Source organism: Longimicrobium terrae (assembly GCF_014202995.1).
GTDB lineage: Bacteria > Gemmatimonadota > Gemmatimonadetes > Longimicrobiales > Longimicrobiaceae > Longimicrobium > Longimicrobium terrae.
The window spans coordinates 170968-188359 of record NZ_JACHIA010000003.1 but is presented as its reverse complement, the minus strand read 5'-3'; the positions used below and the strand labels follow the sequence as shown (position 1 = coordinate 188359).

18 protein-coding genes and 1 pseudogene are annotated in these 17392 nt (G+C 68.7%); 12 read left to right on the top strand and 7 right to left on the bottom strand.

The genetic code is table 11. The features are described 5' to 3' along the window. Window positions 1–91 precede the first annotated feature (91 nt). The 3 genes from HNQ61_RS06920 (at window position 92) to HNQ61_RS06910 (ending at window position 1882) form a co-directional block, all read left to right on the top strand. Entirely contained in the window at window positions 92–424 is a 333-nt protein-coding gene (locus HNQ61_RS06920) for a YciI family protein (RefSeq protein WP_170036080.1), read from the top strand. Window positions 425–773: 349 nt separating this feature from the next. Further along, window positions 774–1142 (top strand): hypothetical protein, encoded by a 369-nt coding sequence (locus tag HNQ61_RS06915; protein ID WP_170036081.1) that lies wholly within the window; start codon window positions 774–776, stop codon window positions 1140–1142. 185 nt (window positions 1143–1327) lie between these two features. After that, window positions 1328–1882: a nuclear transport factor 2 family protein gene (locus HNQ61_RS06910; RefSeq protein WP_170036082.1), complete on the top strand. Its 555-nt coding sequence runs from the start codon at window positions 1328–1330 to the stop codon at window positions 1880–1882. A gap of 83 nt (window positions 1883–1965) precedes the next feature. Here HNQ61_RS06910 and HNQ61_RS06905 read toward each other — a convergent pair whose 3' ends face one another. From HNQ61_RS06905 to HNQ61_RS06885, 5 genes and pseudogenes are all read right to left on the bottom strand, one after another. After that, window positions 1966–2760, bottom strand: coding sequence for an SDR family NAD(P)-dependent oxidoreductase (locus tag HNQ61_RS06905; RefSeq protein WP_170036083.1), 795 nt, complete (start codon window positions 2758–2760; stop codon window positions 1966–1968). Window positions 2761–2926: 166 nt separating this feature from the next. Further along, complete coding sequence (locus HNQ61_RS06900; RefSeq protein ID WP_170036084.1) at window positions 2927–3658, bottom strand: DUF3108 domain-containing protein; 732 nt, start codon at window positions 3656–3658, stop codon at window positions 2927–2929. A 171-nt stretch (window positions 3659–3829) separates the two neighbouring features. After that, entirely contained in the window at window positions 3830–4396 is a 567-nt protein-coding gene (locus HNQ61_RS06895; protein WP_170036085.1) for a hypothetical protein, read from the bottom strand. A 620-nt stretch (window positions 4397–5016) separates the two neighbouring features. Then, window positions 5017–5568, bottom strand: a pseudogene (locus HNQ61_RS06890) (hypothetical protein); the annotation flags it as partial. 16 nt (window positions 5569–5584) lie between these two features. After that, window positions 5585–6727 carry a zinc-dependent alcohol dehydrogenase gene (locus HNQ61_RS06885; protein ID WP_170036086.1) on the bottom strand — a complete coding sequence of 381 codons (1143 nt, stop codon included), beginning with the start codon at window positions 6725–6727 and terminating at the stop codon, window positions 5585–5587. 439 nt (window positions 6728–7166) lie between these two features. Here HNQ61_RS06885 and HNQ61_RS06880 point away from each other — a divergent pair, with 439 nt between their 5' ends. From HNQ61_RS06880 to HNQ61_RS06870, 3 genes are all read left to right on the top strand, one after another. Next, window positions 7167–7376 carry a hypothetical protein gene (locus tag HNQ61_RS06880; RefSeq protein ID WP_170036087.1) on the top strand — a complete coding sequence of 70 codons (210 nt, stop codon included), beginning with the start codon at window positions 7167–7169 and terminating at the stop codon, window positions 7374–7376. A 660-nt stretch (window positions 7377–8036) separates the two neighbouring features. Next, complete coding sequence (locus HNQ61_RS06875; RefSeq protein ID WP_170036088.1) at window positions 8037–10157, top strand: putative bifunctional diguanylate cyclase/phosphodiesterase; 2121 nt, start codon at window positions 8037–8039, stop codon at window positions 10155–10157. Between the two features lie 871 nt (window positions 10158–11028). Then, window positions 11029–11625, top strand: a complete 597-nt coding sequence (locus tag HNQ61_RS06870) for a hypothetical protein (RefSeq protein ID WP_183685559.1) — start codon at window positions 11029–11031, stop codon at window positions 11623–11625. A 6-nt stretch (window positions 11626–11631) separates the two neighbouring features. Here the strand turns inward: HNQ61_RS06870 and HNQ61_RS06865 are convergent, their stop codons facing one another. After that, complete coding sequence (locus HNQ61_RS06865) at window positions 11632–11916, bottom strand: hypothetical protein (RefSeq protein ID WP_170036090.1); 285 nt, start codon at window positions 11914–11916, stop codon at window positions 11632–11634. A 61-nt stretch (window positions 11917–11977) separates the two neighbouring features. On the opposite strand from HNQ61_RS06865, the gene HNQ61_RS06860 reads away from it, so the two are divergent. From HNQ61_RS06860 to HNQ61_RS06845, 4 genes are all read left to right on the top strand, one after another. After that, window positions 11978–13627, top strand: a complete 1650-nt coding sequence (locus tag HNQ61_RS06860) for an amidohydrolase (RefSeq protein WP_170036091.1) — start codon at window positions 11978–11980, stop codon at window positions 13625–13627. Window positions 13628–13692: 65 nt separating this feature from the next. Beyond that, a complete protein-coding gene (locus tag HNQ61_RS06855) occupies window positions 13693–14298 on the top strand; it encodes a YdeI/OmpD-associated family protein (protein WP_170036092.1) in 606 nt (201 codons plus the stop codon). A gap of 203 nt (window positions 14299–14501) precedes the next feature. Beyond that, window positions 14502–15038, top strand: coding sequence for a double zinc ribbon domain-containing protein (locus HNQ61_RS06850; RefSeq protein ID WP_170036093.1), 537 nt, complete (start codon window positions 14502–14504; stop codon window positions 15036–15038). Window positions 15039–15088: 50 nt separating this feature from the next. Continuing rightward, window positions 15089–15223, top strand: a complete 135-nt coding sequence (locus HNQ61_RS06845) for a zinc ribbon-containing protein (RefSeq protein ID WP_170036094.1) — start codon at window positions 15089–15091, stop codon at window positions 15221–15223. A gap of 64 nt (window positions 15224–15287) precedes the next feature. Here the strand turns inward: HNQ61_RS06845 and HNQ61_RS06840 are convergent, their stop codons facing one another. Beyond that, window positions 15288–15623: a DUF4180 domain-containing protein gene (locus HNQ61_RS06840; RefSeq protein ID WP_170036095.1), complete on the bottom strand. Its 336-nt coding sequence runs from the start codon at window positions 15621–15623 to the stop codon at window positions 15288–15290. A gap of 356 nt (window positions 15624–15979) precedes the next feature. Here HNQ61_RS06840 and aroF point away from each other — a divergent pair, with 356 nt between their 5' ends. Together aroF and HNQ61_RS06830 are read left to right on the top strand one after the other, a co-directional pair. Beyond that, entirely contained in the window at window positions 15980–17032 is a 1053-nt protein-coding gene (gene aroF / locus HNQ61_RS06835; RefSeq protein ID WP_170036096.1) for a 3-deoxy-7-phosphoheptulonate synthase, read from the top strand. Then, the gene (locus HNQ61_RS06830; RefSeq protein WP_170036097.1) at window positions 17029–17385 is read left to right on the top strand and encodes a chorismate mutase; all 357 of its coding nucleotides are present in this window, start codon (window positions 17029–17031) and stop codon (window positions 17383–17385) included. The genes aroF and HNQ61_RS06830 overlap by 4 nt, the downstream gene beginning before the upstream one ends. The last annotated feature ends 7 nt before the right edge of the window (window positions 17386–17392 follow it).

The window sequence follows — 17392 nt, the reverse complement described above, 5'->3', positions numbered from 1 at the left end:
GGTTCGGCAGCAGGCCGGAGATGTGCGTCTTGGTGGATGGCGCCGGCCGTGTTTCGCAGACGGCGCCATCAACATCGGACGGGAGGGGTGGATGAAGTACCTGGTGCTGGCCTACGGGGCCGAGGCGGACTGGAAAGAGCTTACCGCAGATCAACAGGCGGAACTGCTCAAGCAGGATGACGTGCTGCGCGAGCGCGGCGCGCTGATCGGCGCGGTGCACAACGAGCCCACGACGGTGACGGCGCCGGACGGCACGCTTACCGTCACCCCCGGCACGTTCGCGAGCCCGCGCGTGCCGCTGGCCGGGTTCGCCATCATCGAGGCGGCGGACCTGGACGAAGCCGTGCGCCTGATCGCGGATACTCCGTGCGTGCGAGCCAAGGGTGCCGTGGAACTGCGGCCCATGATGGCGGTCAACGACTAGATCACAGTACAGAACGATCGCGCGCAGCCGAGATGAGTGGGGCCATCCCCCCGCCCATCCCGGCGCAGCAGTTCGATGCCTGAAGTTTCCTGCGGGAAAAGGGGAACTGCCGTGCCGAAAGTCTTGCGTTCCGCTCCCCGCAGGCTCATCGTGTGGTGCATTCCAGTGCGAAAGGTGGCGCATTCTGTTGTGGAGCTGCGCCGCGCGCCGAGTCCATCCGTGACGGGAAGGGATCCCCGCCACGTCCCTCGCCGCCCCTTACGCGAAGTCTGGATTGGACATGCGCAAGATCAGGAGAGGCCCAGCGCGCCTGACCTGCATCCACCCACTCTTCCCAAGGACGGAGACGATGAGAAAGCTCACGCTGCGGATGGACGACCTGCGGGTCGACTCGTTCACGACCTCCACCGCGACCGGACCGAGGGGGACCGTCCAGGCGCACGCGACCGAGGCGGGCGCTTCGTGCGTGGGGGGGAATACGTGCGGACCCGAGACCTGCCGCGGCCTGTACTGCATCATCGACACGCAGAACGTGAATCTGTGCGGCACGGCGGGCACCTGCCCCGGAGGGACGAATACGACCTGTCCCGCCAGCGGCGCCGGGCTGAGCTGCGCTGGCTGCACCACGTTCGACTACACCGTAAATCCCGCCCACGACAGCTGCGGCTTCTGCATGAGCTTCGAAAGCGACGCCCCGCAGCGCTGCCGGTGCGTCTGATGCCGGGCATGCCGGGACGCGGCTGAACGCCGGGGCACGGAACGGGACACGGGCGCGACAGGGAGAAGCCGGCAGATCAGGTGAGCGGTGCCGGGCATTGCGCTCCGCTGCAATGAAACCGGAGGGCGGGCGGGCCGTATCGTTCAGCGGTACCGATCCTCATCCTCCGTTTCCGAATCGCATCCATGATCTTCGATTTTGTCCCGGCGCCGCGCGTGCTGGCGGCCGCGGCTCTTCTGCTCGCCGCCGGCCCCGGCGCGCTGTCCGCCCAGTCCGCACCGGCTCCGGCACCTACGTCCCCGGCGGATCCGTCCACGTACGGGCCGCTGTACGACGAGATCGCCCGGATGGACAGCATTCTCTTTGACGCGGCGTTCTACAGCTGCGACGCGGCCAAGGTCAACGCCATCTTCAGCGACGACGTGGAGTTCTACCACGACCTGGGGGGCGCGCAGGAAGTTGACGCGGTGCGGGAAAGCTCTGTGAGAATGGCCCGGGGCTGCGCGGACGGGTCCAACGCGCTGCGCGTGCTGGTGCCCGGCAGCATGCACGTGTATCCCATGAACAACTACGGCGCGGTACAGGTGGCCGACCACCGCTTCGTGCAGCGCGACGGCTCGCCCACGGGGATCGCCAAGATGGTGATGCTGTGGCGGAGAACGGATGCCGGGTGGCGAGTCACCCGCGTCATCAGCTACGATCATCACGAGGACCATTCCGCCCCCGCCCGCGACGACTGAGCAGGCGTTTCGGTGGATGAACAAGACGAAGCCCCGGCGCTCTGCGCGCCGGGGCTTCGTTTCGTCCAATCAACCGCGGCGGGCTACAGGATCGCGCGGATTACGCCTCCGTCCACACGCAGCGCGGCGCCGTTGGTGGCGGACGCCTGCTGGCTGCACGTGTACACGATCATCGCCGCCACCTCGTCCGGCGTGGCGAACCGCTGCAGCAGCGACGACGGCCGCGCGGAAGCAAAGAACTCGCGCTCCATCTCTTCGAAGCTGATCCCGCGTTCCTTGGCCAGATCCGCCACGAATGTGCCGACGCCCTCCGAGTCCGTGGGGCCGGGAAGCACCGAGTTGGCGGTGATGCCCGTGCCGCTCGTGGTTTCCGCGATCCCGCGCGCGACGGCCACCTGCGCCGTCTTGGTCATCCCGTAATGGATCATCTCCGACGGAATCTGTACGGCCGACTCGCTGGAGATAAAGACGATCCGGCCCCAGTCGCGCGCCCGCATCCCGGGCAGGTACGCGCGCGACAGCCGCACGCCGCTCATTACGTTCACCTCAAAGAAGCGCATCCAGTCCGCGTCGGGGATGGCCTCGAAGGCGGCCGGCGCAAAGATCCCCACATTGTTCACCAGGACGTCGATCTCCGGCTCCTCGCGCACGATCTGCGCGGCGCCCTCCGCCGTGCCCATGTCCGCCGCGATCCCGCGTACCTGTGCGCCCGGCACCTGCTCCGTGATGCTGGCGACGGCGGCCCGCACCCGCTCCTCCGTGCGGCCGTTGATGACGACCTCCGCGCCTTCCGCCGCCAGCATGCGCGCAGCCGCCAGCCCGATCCCCGCCGTGCTTCCCGTGACCAGCGCGCGCTTGCCCCGCAGTCCAAGATCCATCCCGCCCGCTCCCGTCCGGTGTCGTATTCCGGGCCGGCATCGCGCCGGCCTCATCCATCCGCACCGCTCCGCACGGCGCGCGCCGCAGCATCACTGTGACGCCAAACGAAAGAACCCCGGCCGTGAGCGACCGGGGTTTCTCATCCATCCAGGACAGCCGTTCTCGTTACGGGCGGGGCGGCACGCGGGTCATGAGCATGGCCCCGTACGGCGGACTCTGGATGAGTTGCCGGACGAGCGCACGGGTGTTCTGGTCGATCCACATCGTGACTTCCGTTCCGGCAAAGTCGACGTTGACGCGCCACGCATCCACCGGCCGGCTCCCCTCCACCTCCACCAGCTCGGAGCCGGCAACGGTCGCGGTCACCGTCATCGCCGAGTCTGCCATCGCGTGGTAGGCGTTCACCCTGAACTGGTATCCCTGCGCGAGCGGGGCCGCCCGCAGCATCATGTCGAACATCGTTCCGTCGTACGCCGGCCCGCGGAACGCGCGCGCGATGCGTCGAGACACCCCCTGCGCGTCCGTGCGCGTGCCGGTGATGCTGTCCGCCGCGTAGCGCACCCGCCACGGCTGCGTCCCGGTGGAAGAGGCGTACAGCGTGGCCCCGGACGGCACGGCCGAGATCATCGTATCCACCCGGACGCCCAGTATCCCCATGTTGCTTCGATAGACGCGGAGAAGAGCCGGACTTCCGTTCTGCGCCACCGACCGCAGTTCATCGTGCACCGTGCCGGCGTACACCTGTCTGTCGCGCAGCACGACGTACACGTACATGGAATCGGCTCCGGGGCTCAGGCGGTCGAACCGCACGTCGGCGTGCGTTCCGGTGGTCTGCGCGCGTGCGCCGGCCGCCAGCAGCGCGCAGCAGGCGAGGGCGATGGGGATTGGACGAATCATCGGTGGCGGAATGAGTGTGTGCTTTTCCATGGATGAGCCGGGGACGCAATCGCGCTCGCGGAACGCAGACGTACACGATCCGGCGGGCGACGGTCCATGGCGAGCGAAAAACGAGGCCGGCCCCCGCGCGGGGGCCGGCCTCGTCTGCTCAGCCGCGATCGCGGGGCGCGGTCAGTTGGCCGGAGCGGCCGCCGGCGCCGGAGCGGCCAGGCGCGCCGCGATGGCTTCGCCCAGCTTGCGCTCCAGCGCGCCCGTGCTGGTGCATCCCACGACCTGGTTGCCGGAGCCGTTCACGGAGTTCGCCGTTCCAATCAGCCGGGTGAAGGTGCGCGAGCCCTGTTCCTCGGCGCGCACCTGCGTCACCAGGTTCAGGCGGATGCGGAACTGGCCGGCGGACGCGGGGCCGGAGTTCTCGTTGCCGCACGCCATGTAGCGGCCCGTGCGCTCGCCCGCCACGCGCGGGGCGGTAATGCGCACGTTGCCCATCACGCGCTCGCGCGACGGATCCACCTGCGGCTCAATCCCCATCTCGCGCAGCACGTCCGGAAGAATGGCCCACACGCTGTCGGCCGACACGGCGAAGCGGTGCTCGATGATGCGTATGGACGGGTCGGCGCGCATGCTGGTGCCGTTGTCTTCCATCAGCGGCGGCAGATCGGAGGCCGTGGTCTGGGCGCGCGCCGCGGCGGGTGCGATGGCCGCGCAGAATGCGACGGCGAGAATGCGGGAGAGTTTCACGGATCTGTAGAGCATAGGGGGCGGAATGAACCGGCGTGGAGCCTGAATCATCAACCGGGCCGGCCGGGAACGCAAGGTCGGGATGCGCCGGGAAAGAACGCGCGACCGCGCGGAGTGTGGACAGCGGGACCGAGCCCGCGTGATCGCGATCTCCCGCACTGTGCCCCAGGCGGGAAATCCGTTCCCGATCGCGTTCCTTCCGTTCCGCATCCGCCGGCGGGATGGATGGAGATACGTGACGCGAAACGGAGTGAGGAGCGGGAAGCGGATCGGCTCGGAACGATCGCGTCCGTGGCGGGGAAGGGAAGAGCCCCGGCGCGGGGTTCCGCGCCGGGGCTCTCTGCCGTTCAGTAGCCGGGATCGCGCGGATCCCGACGTGGCGCCGGAGCTTCCCGGCGGGGCGGCGCGCCGGTGGAGTGCGCGGCCGGCCTGTCGCGGAAGTGCGCCGCGTTGGACGCGGTCGCGGAGTACACGTCCGCCTGGTCGCGGCCCGCGCCTGCCCCCGCGGGATACGACACCGTATGCTCGCGGCGGGTACCCGCGCCGGACGCGCCCGATGTGGCGCCCGCGAGGTAGTCCGGCACGCGTACGCCGCCCGACGTCCCGTTCACGCCGCGGACGATGGCGCGGCCCAGCGAGTACGCGCCGTAGCCGGCCAGCAGATACGGAGCCATGGTGATCAGCGGATCGATCCACTGATGCTTTACGTCCGCGCGGTGGCGGCCCATGCGCGACCGGACGCCGTGGCGCTTCCACTCGTACTGCACGCCCGTTTCGGCGACCACGTTGTCCGGACGGCCGCTGAGCGCGGAGGTGATGCGGCTCTCGAACACGTCCACCCGGTCCGCCGCCACCAGCAGCAGCCAGTGGCTGGAGCGCCCTTCGCTGTAGCGGTAGGCGAACTTTCGGATCGCCCCCGACAGCCCCTTGGGCGGGCACGACGTGCCGAACACCGGCGTCAGAAACTTGTGCTCCGGCGACCGCTCGCGCGGCCACAGCTCCGGCTGGCGCTCGGGAAAGTCCCAGTGCGCGCCGGTGATTTCCGGGGCAAAGCGCTGGTTGGGAATGCCGGGACGGTCCGCCGGGTCCAGGTCCACCCCCCAGCCGGGGATGGTGGCGCGCAGTTCTTCAATCGACCGCCGCAGCGGCGGCTTTTCCGCGGTATAGGGCATCTGATCCTCTCCCGGTTCAGTTGACGACCAGAATGGGCTTGATGATCTCGTCCAGCTTGCTGCTGAACATGTGGTAGCCCTCGGCGATGTGGTCCAGCGGAATGCGGTGCGTCACGATCTCGCTGGGCTTGAGCACGCCGGTCCGCACGTGCTCGAACAGGCGCGGCCAGTAGCGCTTCACGGGCGTCTGGTTCATCCGCAGCGTAAGCCCCTTGTTCATGGCGTCGCCGAACTTGACGGCGCTGAACAGCGGGCCGTACGCGCCCACCACCGCGATCGTGCCGCCCTTGCGCACCGAGTCGATGGCCCAGTTCAGCGCTACGGGCGAGCCGCCCTGCATCTTGAACTTGGCCGAGGTTACGTGCTGCATGAAGGCGCCGTCCGCCTCGGCGCCCACGGCGTCGATGGCCACGTCCGCGCCCAGGAAGTCGGTGATCTTCTTCATGTGCAGGACGATGTCGTCATGCTCCACGAAGTTGTACGTCTCGGCGTGGGCAAAGGTGCGCGCCTTTTCCAGCCGGTAGTCCAGGTGGTCGATGACGATCACCCGGCCGGCCCCCATGAGCCACGCCGACTTGGCCGCGATCAGCCCCACCGGCCCCGCGCCGAAGACGACCACCGTGTCACCCATCTCGATCTCGCCCAGCTCCGCGCCGAAGTAGCCGGTGGCGCAGGCGTCGGTAAGCAGCACCGCGTCCTCTTCATCCATCCAGTCGGGGATGATGCTGGGCCCCACGTCGGCAAAGGGAACGCGGACGAACTCGGCCTGGCCGCCGTCGTAGCCGCCGGTGGTGTGCGAGTAGCCGTAGATGCCGCCTACAGCCGTGGCGTTGGGGTTCACGTTGTGGCAGTTGCCGTACAGCGTGCGCGCGCAGAAGTAGCACGATCCGCAGAACACGTTGAAGGGCACCATCACTCGGTCGCCCACCTTCAGGTTCTGCACCGAGGGCCCCACCTCGTGCACGATGCCGATGAACTCGTGGCCGAACGTCATGCCCACGCGGGTGTCGGGCATCATGCCGTGGTACAGGTGCAGGTCCGAGCCGCAGATGGCCGCGCGCGTCACCTGCACGATGGCGTCGTTGGGATGCTCGATCCGGGGAATGTCCTTTTCCTCCACCCGGATGCGGTATGGACCGCGGTACACCATGGCCTTCATGCGATTCCCCTCCGTCTGAGGTGCAGCCTCCCGCCCGATGCGGGGGCGGCCGGGGAAGCATTGGATATGCCACGGCGGGGCACACTCCCGCGCGGAATCCAGCCGCTGACTCGGCGCGGGACGATCCGCGGAAAGGTTGCCGATCAGATCGCCGGACGCGGATCTGGACGGAAGCCGGAGGCGGATCTGGACGGGGATTCCGCGCGATCCGCACGGGTCATACGCATCCGTCAGGCAGGTTCGATGCAGGGGATGATGAGCCCGGTTCCGTCTGGCGTCCCCGCGGCCGGCGCTCCGCGGAAGCCGTGACTCGGAGACTCGTTTTCAGCCGGGGAGGCGACGGGCGCGCACGTAGTCCGGCAATTGCAGGTGCACCGGTGCATGCCGCGCCCCGCCCTCCGGCGGGGGCGGAGCAAGCCCCATCGAACGGAGACTCCCCATGTCGGCCTTTTCAACGTATCTGCTCGGCTTCTTCGTTCTGGTCATCGGCCTGGCGATCGCGGCGTTCATGCTGGGCGCGCCCCCCATGTGGATCGGCATCGGCGTCATCGTGGCGATCGGACTCGGCATCATCTCGGCGACGAGCCGCACCAAGTCGCGTGATCCGCAGCCGCCGGCCGGCGGCGACACGCGTCCGCCCACGTACTGACGCACGCCGTCCGGACGGGCGCCGGCCGGCACGGCGGGGCTGCCCGTCCGCCCCGGTGCCCGAACGCATCTCGATCACACGACCTCGCCGCGGCTGGATGCGGCGAGGTCGCCGGGCAGTGGTCCGTGCGTATCCCGCCGCGTGCGCGCCCTGCGCCGGTGACCGGGGTGCATCGGTCTCCTGCAGGGGCAACGCGCGCTGCCCGGTCGTGCCTCGCGCAGAGTCGTCTGGTGACCTGCCGGGCCCGACCGCGTCCTCTCCAGCACGCCTCCCAATCCGAGTCCACGGCCGATCCACTCCGGAGCCGTGCGACAGCGCTGGCGCACGATGCGCATCTGTTTCGCCGCGGGAGGATTGTCTTCCCCACCCGCGCTGGATCGCCCCGAGCGGTCGCGCACGGCGTCACGCGTGTGAAGGCGGCGTACTTGCGCGGCGCGGAGGTGCGCCCCTTGTTTCGTGTCTTCTTGAGGTGCGTACGAAAGCCGCGGCACCACAGCATCCGCGTGACGCGTTCATCCGAGGGTGATTGATGCTCCTCCCGCTCCACTCCCGCCCGCTTCCCGCCATCCCACGCAACCAGCCCGCCCCGGCTGAAAACCATCGTGCGGCCCCCGCGAACGGAGCCGCCGTGACGCGCGCGCCCGCCGCCCGGAGCCGCCGATGAGCGGTGGAGCCGGCCGGACGGGTGAGCACGCCGGCGGGGCGGGGCTGCATGGCGAGACGTACTTCCGCGCGCTGATCGAGAACGCATCCGACGTCATTTCCGTGCTGGAAGCGGACGGAACGGTGCGCTACCACAGCCCCGCCATCCAGCGGCTGCTGGGTTTCGCGCCGGAGCGGCTGGTGGGGACCAGCGCGTTCGCGGGCGCACACCTGGAGGACGCGGACGCGGTGCGCGCGGCGTTCGACGAGGTGCGGCGAACGCCGGGCGCCATGCGGTCCATCACGTACCGAAACCGCCACGCCACGGACGGATGGCGCGTGATGGAGGTGACCGCGACCAACCTGCTGCACGCGCCGGCCGTGGCGGGAATCGTCATCAACTCGCGCGACGTGACGGAGCGCGCCAACGCCGAGAACGCGCTGCGCGAGTCGGAGATCCGCTTTCGCACCGTGGCCGAGTCGCTGGGCGAGGGGCTGCTCATCACCGACCTGAACGACGTCATCTCGTACGCAAACCCGCGCATGGAGCAGATCTACGGCTACACGCCGGAGGAACTGGTGGGGCGCGCGGGGATGGACGTGCTGATTCCGCCGGAGGACGTGCAGGCGTTTCGCGAGGGGCTGGCGCGGCGCGCGGAGGGGACGGCGGAGCGCTACGAGATGCGGTCGTTGCGAAAGGACGGCACCACGGGATGGGTGGAGGTGCACGGCACCCCCTTTCTGAACGCGGCCGGCGAGGTGGTGGGCACGCTGGGAGCGATCACCGACGTTACCGAACGCAGGCGGGTGGATGAGCAGCTTGCCCACGACGCCCTGCACGACGCGCTCACCGGGCTCAGCAACCGCGCGCTCTTTCTGAACCGCGTGGAGCACGAGTTGATGCGGCTGCGCTCCGGCCGCGGATCGCCGTTCGCGGTGCTGTTCCTGGACGTGGACCGCTTCAAGATCGTGAACGATTCGCTGGGCCACGGCACGGGCGACGACCTGCTGCGCGAGATGGGCGCGCGGCTGGTGCGCACGCTGCGCCCGGGCGACACCGTGTCGCGCTTTGGCGGCGACGAGTTCACCGTCATGCTGGACGGCGTGGGGACGGTGACGGAGGCCACGCACATTGCGGATGAACTGCTGCACGCGCTGGGTCTGCCCTTCAGCATCGGCGGGCGGGAAGTGTATGCCTCGGTGAGCATCGGCATTGCTCTGTGCGAAAGCGGTGACGCGGTTCCGGAGCACCTGCTGCGCAACGCGGACGCGGCGCTGGGGCGCGCCAAGTCGCAGGGCAAGGCGCGCTACGAGGTGTTCGACCGGCGGATGCACGCAGCCGCCGTGCGCCGGCTGCAGATTGAGACGGACCTGCGGCGCGCGGTGGCCAACGGCGAGCTGCGGCTGGCGTACCAGCCCGTGGTGCGGCTGGATACGGGGCGCATCGTGGGGTTCGAGGCGCTGGTGCGCTGGGAGCATCCGGAGCACGGCACCATCCTGCCGGGCGACTTCATCCCCGTGGCGGAGGAGACCGGGCAGATCGTGCAGATCGGCCGGTGGGTGATGGACGAGGCGTGCCGCGTGCTGGCCGGGTGGCAGCTGTCCGCGCCCCGCGGCGACGCGCCGCTGACGATGGCGGTGAACGTGTCCGCCAACCAGTTCCTGCAGACGGACATCGTGGACCAGGTGGATCAGTGCCTGCGCAAGCACGGCCTGCCGCCTGGGTCGGTCATGCTGGAGATTACGGAGAGCCTGCTGATCGACAAGGCCGAGGTGGTGGCCGAGACGCTGCGGGCCCTGCGCGCGCTGGGTGTTCAGCTTCACCTGGACGACTTCGGGACGGGATACTCGTCGCTGGCGTATCTGGAGCGCTTTCCCATCGACGTGGTGAAGATCGACCGCTCGTTCGTGCACGGGATGCAGGATGAACCGCGGCGCGCGCGCTTCGTGGCGGGGATCGCGGCGTTCGCGCGCAGCCTGGGTGTGGGCGTGGTGGCCGAGGGCGTGGACTCGCCCGCGCAGCCCGCCCTCCTCCGCGACCTGGGCTGCCAGTACGCCCAAGGCTACCTCTTCGCCCGTCCGCTGCCAGCCGAGGATGCGGAGCGGCTGCTGGGGGCGGATTGCATCGCGGGCACATGACTGCGCGGGTGTGCCGAGTGTGGAAATTTGTCAGCGGTGACGATGCTCCAAATCCGGACGAGCACGCGCGGCAAGGCTTGATCGCCGACCCGTTCTCTTCCACAGTCTGCCTTATCGCCGTGACGCATGTAAAGTCCCGTTGTGGTCTGTGTCTCTGCGCGTTATGATTGCCCCGGACGTACGATGCCGCGATCTCCCGGGGGGCCGCTATGAGATTCACGTTCGTGATCATCCTGTTGGTCGGATTACTGGGCGGCTGCAGTGACCTGCCCCTCGATCCGGGGATGGTGCCGCCTTCCCGTGATCCTTTGTTCTCGGAACCATGCTACCCCAACGACCCGCAACGGCCTTGCACGCTGGAGCCTATCGCCGGGGGATGGTCCCAGCCTACCGATGATCCCGAGTTGTGCGATCTCTGGCCTGACGATCCCTATTGTGGCGGTTATGGAGGGAGCGGTGGAGGGGGGACGTACTCTGGTGGGGGCGGTTCAGGAGGTACGACCGCCAACCCGAAAGATTCGGGAGGCTGTCCGAACTGCGGCGAGCGGCAGCCCTTACCCGATGAGTTGAAGGATATGGAGGATCAACTTTCGAAAGTTCAATGTGTGGACCTTCGTGAGTTGCTCCGTTCCATGCTCTCCTCCAGCCGAATTCTTGTATATACTCAGTCTGACGGTATGTACTCCGGGTGGAACTCCGTCGCGGATCTCATATACATCTCTGGACCGAAGCATTGGCTTTCGACCGGACTGGATTCGTACGAACTTACCGACTCCATGGTGCATGAAGCCGTGCACAAGTTTCTCGGGCACACCAATGGGCAGCCCAGGAGCGAGACGCACGCAAGCGATTTTGCCGCAAAGATGGCGGAGTGTGGCTTTCCATTTCAGGGGTAGTTTCAGCCATGAGCCTGCTTGGAGCAACGAAGAGCTGGGCAGCCGCTGCAGTTCTCTCGGCGTTCGCCCCGATCGCCGCCGGGGCGCAGAGTACGCCGGACCAGGCGCAGGTGATCGGGGTTGCGGTGCAGCACCTGACGCAGATTTTTCGTCGCGACGACCGCATGCCCGAGGGCACGCTGCGCTTCGATCCGCGGCGGCTCGTGAGCCAGATGATCGCACATCCCGCCGACACGGGGCGGATTCAGGCGTGGGAGCCCGGTCCCGCTCGCCCGCCCGCCGAGGTGCAGGCCGTGCTGGCCGCCATCGGCGCCGAACCGGGCATGTTCGAGGACGATCACGTCTGCGCCACGGAGAGCCCGCGCAGCTGCACGCTGCGCACCTCGTCCGCGATCTTCGCGACGACCGATCCTGAGATCGACGGCGACTCGGCCCGGGTGAACGTGACCGCGTGGTGGCGCTCGCGCTGGCAGAAGCAGCCGGTGCAGTTCGGCCGGTTCCTCGTCGTGCTCACCCGCTGTCCGGACGGCGTATGGCGTGTAGCTTCGTCCCGGACGGACTACATTACCTGATCGCCGTCACTGACGACGATCAAGTCCGGCGCCGTGCTGGCGGGGATCGATGTCCGCCGGAGTCATGCGCGGAACACCTGCACTCTCGACGGGGTCCGCGCGGCTGGACTCCGCGATCGATCTGTCCGGTTCGCCGCGCCGCGCCGGCGGTGGAAACGACCGGCGATCATGGGTGATGAAGGCGACCACAGGGTCGCCTTTTTTTATGCCCGCGTTGACCATGCCGCGCCCGCCGCGTACTGTGCGGTGTCGCAACTCACGGCTTGAAATGAGGCCCGCGACATCATTCACCGGGCAATGCGCGATCGGTCCTACCAGCCCGCGCTCCCGCACCCTCCCACAAGGCCCTCCCATGCACCGATCGATCATCGCCGCGCTGGCAGTGCTGGTCATGGCCCCGGCCGCGCACGGGCAGGCGCCGGACCTGATCCTGACGGGCGGCAAGGTGTTCACGGCGGATTCGGCGCGGCCGTGGGCTGAGGCGGTGGCCATTCGCGGCGACCGCATCGTCGCGGTGGGGAGCACGGCGGAGATCAGCGGACTCGCGGGTGCCTCCACCCGTCGCATCTCGCTGGACGGCCGCGTGGTGATCCCCGGCATCAACGACGCGCACGACCACGCGGGCGACGCGGAGTTCGGCGTGCGGTTCAGCGCGGACCCGTCGCCCATGCCCGATCCCGCGTTCGCGGCGGTGCTGGATTCCGTACGCGCGGTGGCGGCTCGCACGCCCGCGGGCACCTGGATCCGCGCCACCATCGGCGCGCGCATCCTGGACGACACGGCCGCGCGCCGCACCGCGCTGGACCGGGCCGCGCCGCGCCATCCCGTGCTGCTGTCTGCGTGGACCGGCCACGGCGCCGTCCTCAACACCGCCGCCCTGCGCGCCGTCCGCATCCCCGAAAGCGCGCGCGACTCCGCCGGCGGCTGGTACGAGCGCGACGCGTCCGGCCGCCTGACCGGCGCCATGCACGAATACGCGCAGTGGCGGGTTCTGCAGCGGCTGCACTCCGCCTCGCCGGACAGCGCCATCGTGGCATCGCTGCAACGGTACGCGGCGGGCGCGGCAGCCATGGGCATCACCTCCGTGCAGATCATGAACGGCTACCTGGACGCGCCCACGACGGTGCGGGTGCTGCGCCAGGCGCGCCTTCCCATCCGGGTGCGCGCCATCCCGTTCTCCATGACCGGATCACCAGCGGGTGCAGCGGACGAGTGGCGGGGCGTGGAGCGCAATCCGGCGCCCAAGACGGTCATCTCCGGCGTCAAGTGGATTCTGGACGCCACGCCCATCGACCGGAACGCGGCCATGCGCCAAGCCTACGCCGACCGGCCGGGCTGGCACGGACGCCTCAACTTTCCGCCGGACACCATCCGCGCCATTCTGGCCCAGGCGCTGGCCTCGCGCGAGCAGCTGATGCTGCACATCTCCGGAGACAGCGCGCTCCCCGTGCTGTTCAGCGCGATGCAGTCGCTGGCGCCGGACTCGGTGTGGCGCCAGCTTCGTGTGCGCATCGAGCACGGCGACTGGTTGTCGGGCGAGCTGCTGCCGGTGGCGCGGCGGCTGGGCGTCGTTCTCGTGCAGAATCCCACGCACTTGGCGCTGGATCCGGACATGCTGCAGGCGCGTTTCGGCGGGGCGCCGGCCGGGCTGCTGCCGTTGCGCACGGTGCTGGCCGCGGGCGTTCCGGTTGCGTTCGGCTCGGACGGCCCCAACAATCCGTTCCTGAACCTGATGCTCGCGACCGTGCATCCCACGCACCCGGACGAGGCGCTCACGCGCGAGCAGGCCGTCATCGCCTACACGCGCGGGTCGGCGTACGCGGAGTTCGCCGAGCGCGAAAAAGGCACGCTGGCACCGGGGATGCTGGCCGATCTGGCCGTGCTGTCGCAGGACATCTTTTCCGTTCCGCCGCCCGCGCTCCCGGGCACCACGAGCGTGCTGACGCTGGTGGGCGGCCGCATCATGCACGACGAACTCACCCGTCCGCTGCCCCGTCTCTGATCGCACGCCGATGGCGGAATCCGGACATCCCGCATCCACATCCAGACAGATCAGTTCCCAGATCCATGGCCACAGCGAAGAACCAGCCCGGCGCCGATCTTCCGCGCTTTCAGGCCGAGACGGCGGCGGAATGGCGCGAGTGGCTGCGGCAGAACCACACGGATTCCGCCGGCGTGTGGCTGATCACGTACAAGCGCGAGAGTGGCCGCCCGCACCTGCCGTACCCAGTGTCGGTGGAGGAGGCGCTGTGCTTCGGCTGGGTGGACAGCACCAAGTACACGCTGGATTCGCAGCGCTCGATGCAGATGTTCACCCCGCGCAAACGGGGGAGCCAGTGGTCCGGCATCAACAAGGAGCGCATCGAGCGGCTGACGGCGGAGGGGCGGATGGAGGCGGCCGGGCTGCGGAAGGTGGATGAGGCCAGGCAGGACGGAAGCTGGACGGTGTACGATGACGTGGAGAGCGCCATCAATCCCGACGACCTGGAAGCCGCGCTCGCCGCCGACCCCGTGGCGGACGCCAACTTCCGCGCGTTTCCCGTCTCGGCGCGCAAGATGATCCTGTGGTGGATCAAGAGCGCCAAGACCGATGCCACCCGCCAGAAGCGCATCTCCGAAACCGTCCGCCTCGCGGCCCAGAACGTACGCGCCAACCAGCCCCGCCCGCGGTGACGGACAGCGGACGATCCGCTCCATCCCCCCACGCGTACCGACGTACTTGCTGATGACGAGAGCCCCGACGCCGTTCTGGCGTCGGGGCTCTCACGTTTCATGAGCTTGGCTCCCGGGAATATCCGGTGCCGTGTCCGACTGATGCCAACGAAGGCTCGGACCGTCGCGCGCGTGATCACCCAGGTACCTCAGCCCGCTGGACAATGCTGATCTGCAACCGCTGCAATACCCCGATTCGAGACGGCGCCCGGTTCTGCGACGCGTGCGGCGATCCTGTCACTGCGGGTGATCTGGTCAGGAACCGCGCCGTGGCTGGCAGTGAGAGCGTGCTTCTCGTCTGTCCCCAGTGCGAGCACGAGGCGCTGCAAACGATTCCGTCGCACGGAGTTGGACAGCTCACATGCCCCGCATGCGCAACCGCGTTCCACACGACCGTGGTTCGTGTGCGGTCCAAGCGGTCCACCGGCCAGAAGAAGCTGAACGCCCGCACATTCTCCGTGCGGGTAGAGAGCCTGAACGGGCAGGAACAGTTGATTGATTTCGTGCGGCCGTCCTATGGAGACTTCGAGCTCAGGTCCAAGGATCTTGCCGCCTTCACGTCCGTGAACGGGCGGCTCAGCATCGTCCAGAATCTGAGTGTCGGCCAGTACATGAACCTGAAGCTCGCAACGGGCGGTTGCGCAGGCGCGCTTCTGCTGTGGCTGGGAGCCGCTGGTGCCGCGGGCGCGTTCCTGTTCTGACCCGCGGAGCGTCCGCGGGTCGGTTTTTTCACACTTTCGGGAGATTCAGAATGTCGACCACGGGAGAAAAACCGGGGAAGGGCACCTACGTCTGCAAGAACTGCTCGACCGCCGTCACGCTCGACGATGCCACGGATACGCTGCCGCCGTGCCCCAAGTGCAGCAAGACGGAATTCAGGCCGTAGGCGCGAGAACGACGCAGCGGCGGATGGACGCGCCGCTGCGTCGTTCGTTGGTCCGGTGCGATATTCACTCCGCGCTCAGCCACGCCACCGCCTGCTCGCGGTCGGGAAAGAAGCGGAACCAGCGGCCCCGGTTGGCCTCGCGCGCAAAGTCCTGGAACGGCCGCGAGTGGATGGACGCGTCCGGCACCACGCCCGCCATGCGGATTTCGTACTGCGTCAGCCCCTGCACCAGCGCGCCCGCCGCGCCGGTGCTCAGGTCAAAGAACGCCGGCGGCAGCGCGTCGTGGTCCATCAGCAGCGCGTGCGATCCGCTTTCGATGCACGCCGTGATCACCGCGCGCGGATCAAAGGTGCCGGCGGGCTGGGGCGGAAGTTCGAACCAGGGGCTCACGATCGTCATCGATTCGGTCTGAGGGTGAGTGGAACGCCGCAACGTGATGCGCCGCACGCACCTCCGCCAGAGCCGATCGACCTGTCGAAATGCGGACAAAACCGTCCGCCGCACGTGGGCGGAGTTGCAGGCTTGTGCTCCGGCGCCTTCGCGATTACCCTTGATCCGATGACCAACGCGACCTTCTCCTACCGCGGCTATCGCTTTTACGGGCTCCCCTCCGGGACCTCGTGGCGAGGTGCGCGCGTGTAGGTTCAGGACGCGGCACGGCCAGAGGGGGCTCCCGGACACGATCCGGGAGCCCCCTTTCCATTTCCCGGCACCGGTGGCCTGATTCACACACACTCCGTCAGGAGACGCACGAGATGATCATCGTCACCCGCCCGGCCATCACCGACGCCGAGCTCGACCACATCCGCGAACGCGTGGAAACGCTCGGCATGCGCACGCACCTGTCGCGCGGCGAAGCGCGAACCATCATCGGCTGCATCGGCGACGAATCGCGGCTGCAGGAGGCCGCGCTGCTCACCCTGCCCGGGGTGGAATCCGTTCATCCGGTGATGAAGCCGTACAAGCTGGCCTCGCGCGAGTTCAGCGCCGACCGCAGCGTGATCCGCGTGGGTGACGCGGCGGAGGTGGGCGGACGCTCCCTTGCCGTCATCGCCGGGCCGTGCTCGGTGGAGGGGCGCGACATGCTGCGCGAAACCGCGTTCTCCGTCGCGTCCGCCGGCGCGGGAATGCTGCGGGGCGGCGCCTTCAAGCCGCGCACCTCGCCGTACGCTTTCCAGGGGCTGGGCGAGGCCGCGCTGCGGATGCTGGCCGATGTCCGCGCCGAAACCGGGCTCCCCATCGTGACCGAGGTGATGGACACGCGGCAGGTGGAACTGGTGGCGGAATACGCGGATGTGCTGCAGATCGGCGCGCGCAACATGCAGAACTTCGCGCTGCTCTCCGAGGTGGGGCGGGTGCAGCGGCCGGTGCTGCTCAAGCGCGGACTTTCCGCCACCGTGCAGGAACTGCTGATGGCCGCCGAATACGTGATGGCGCAGGGCAACCGCGACGTGATCCTGTGCGAGCGCGGTATCCGCACCTTTGAGACGGCCACCCGCAACACGCTGGACGTGGCCGCCATCCCCGTTCTGAAGGCGGAAACGCATCTGCCGGTGATGGTGGATCCCAGCCATGCGGGCGGCCGCGCGGACCTGGTGGCGCCGCTCTCCTTTGCCGCCATCGCCGCGGGCGCGGACGGGCTGATCGTGGAGGTGCACCCCTGCCCGGAGCAGGCGCTGTCCGACGGCGACCAGTCGCTCACGCTGGCGGCTTTCGAGAAGCTGATGATCGACATCCGCGTCTTTGCCGACGCGGTGGGACGCACGCTGGCCGGCCCCACGAAGCCGTGGCGCGCGGAGGCTGCATGAGCACCGCGCATCCATCCACCGGAGCCGTGTCCGAATCCGTGCGGAGCGTCACCGAAGCCGCCACGGACGGCGCGGCGGGCGACCTCATCGCCATCCGCGGGCAGATCGAGGAGCTGGACCGCGCCATCATCCACCTGATTGCGGAGCGTGTGGCGCTGGCGCGGCGCGTGGGCCCGGCCAAGCGCGCGCTGGGGATGCCGATTCTGGACCCGCCGCGCGAGGCGGCCGTGGTGCGCCGGGCGAGCGCGCTGGCCCGCGACGCCGGCGTTCCGGAGGAGGACGTGCGATACGTGTTCTGGCACCTGGTGGGGCTCTGCCGGCGGGTGCAGCTGGGGGAGGAGGGGAGTGCGTGAGTGCGAG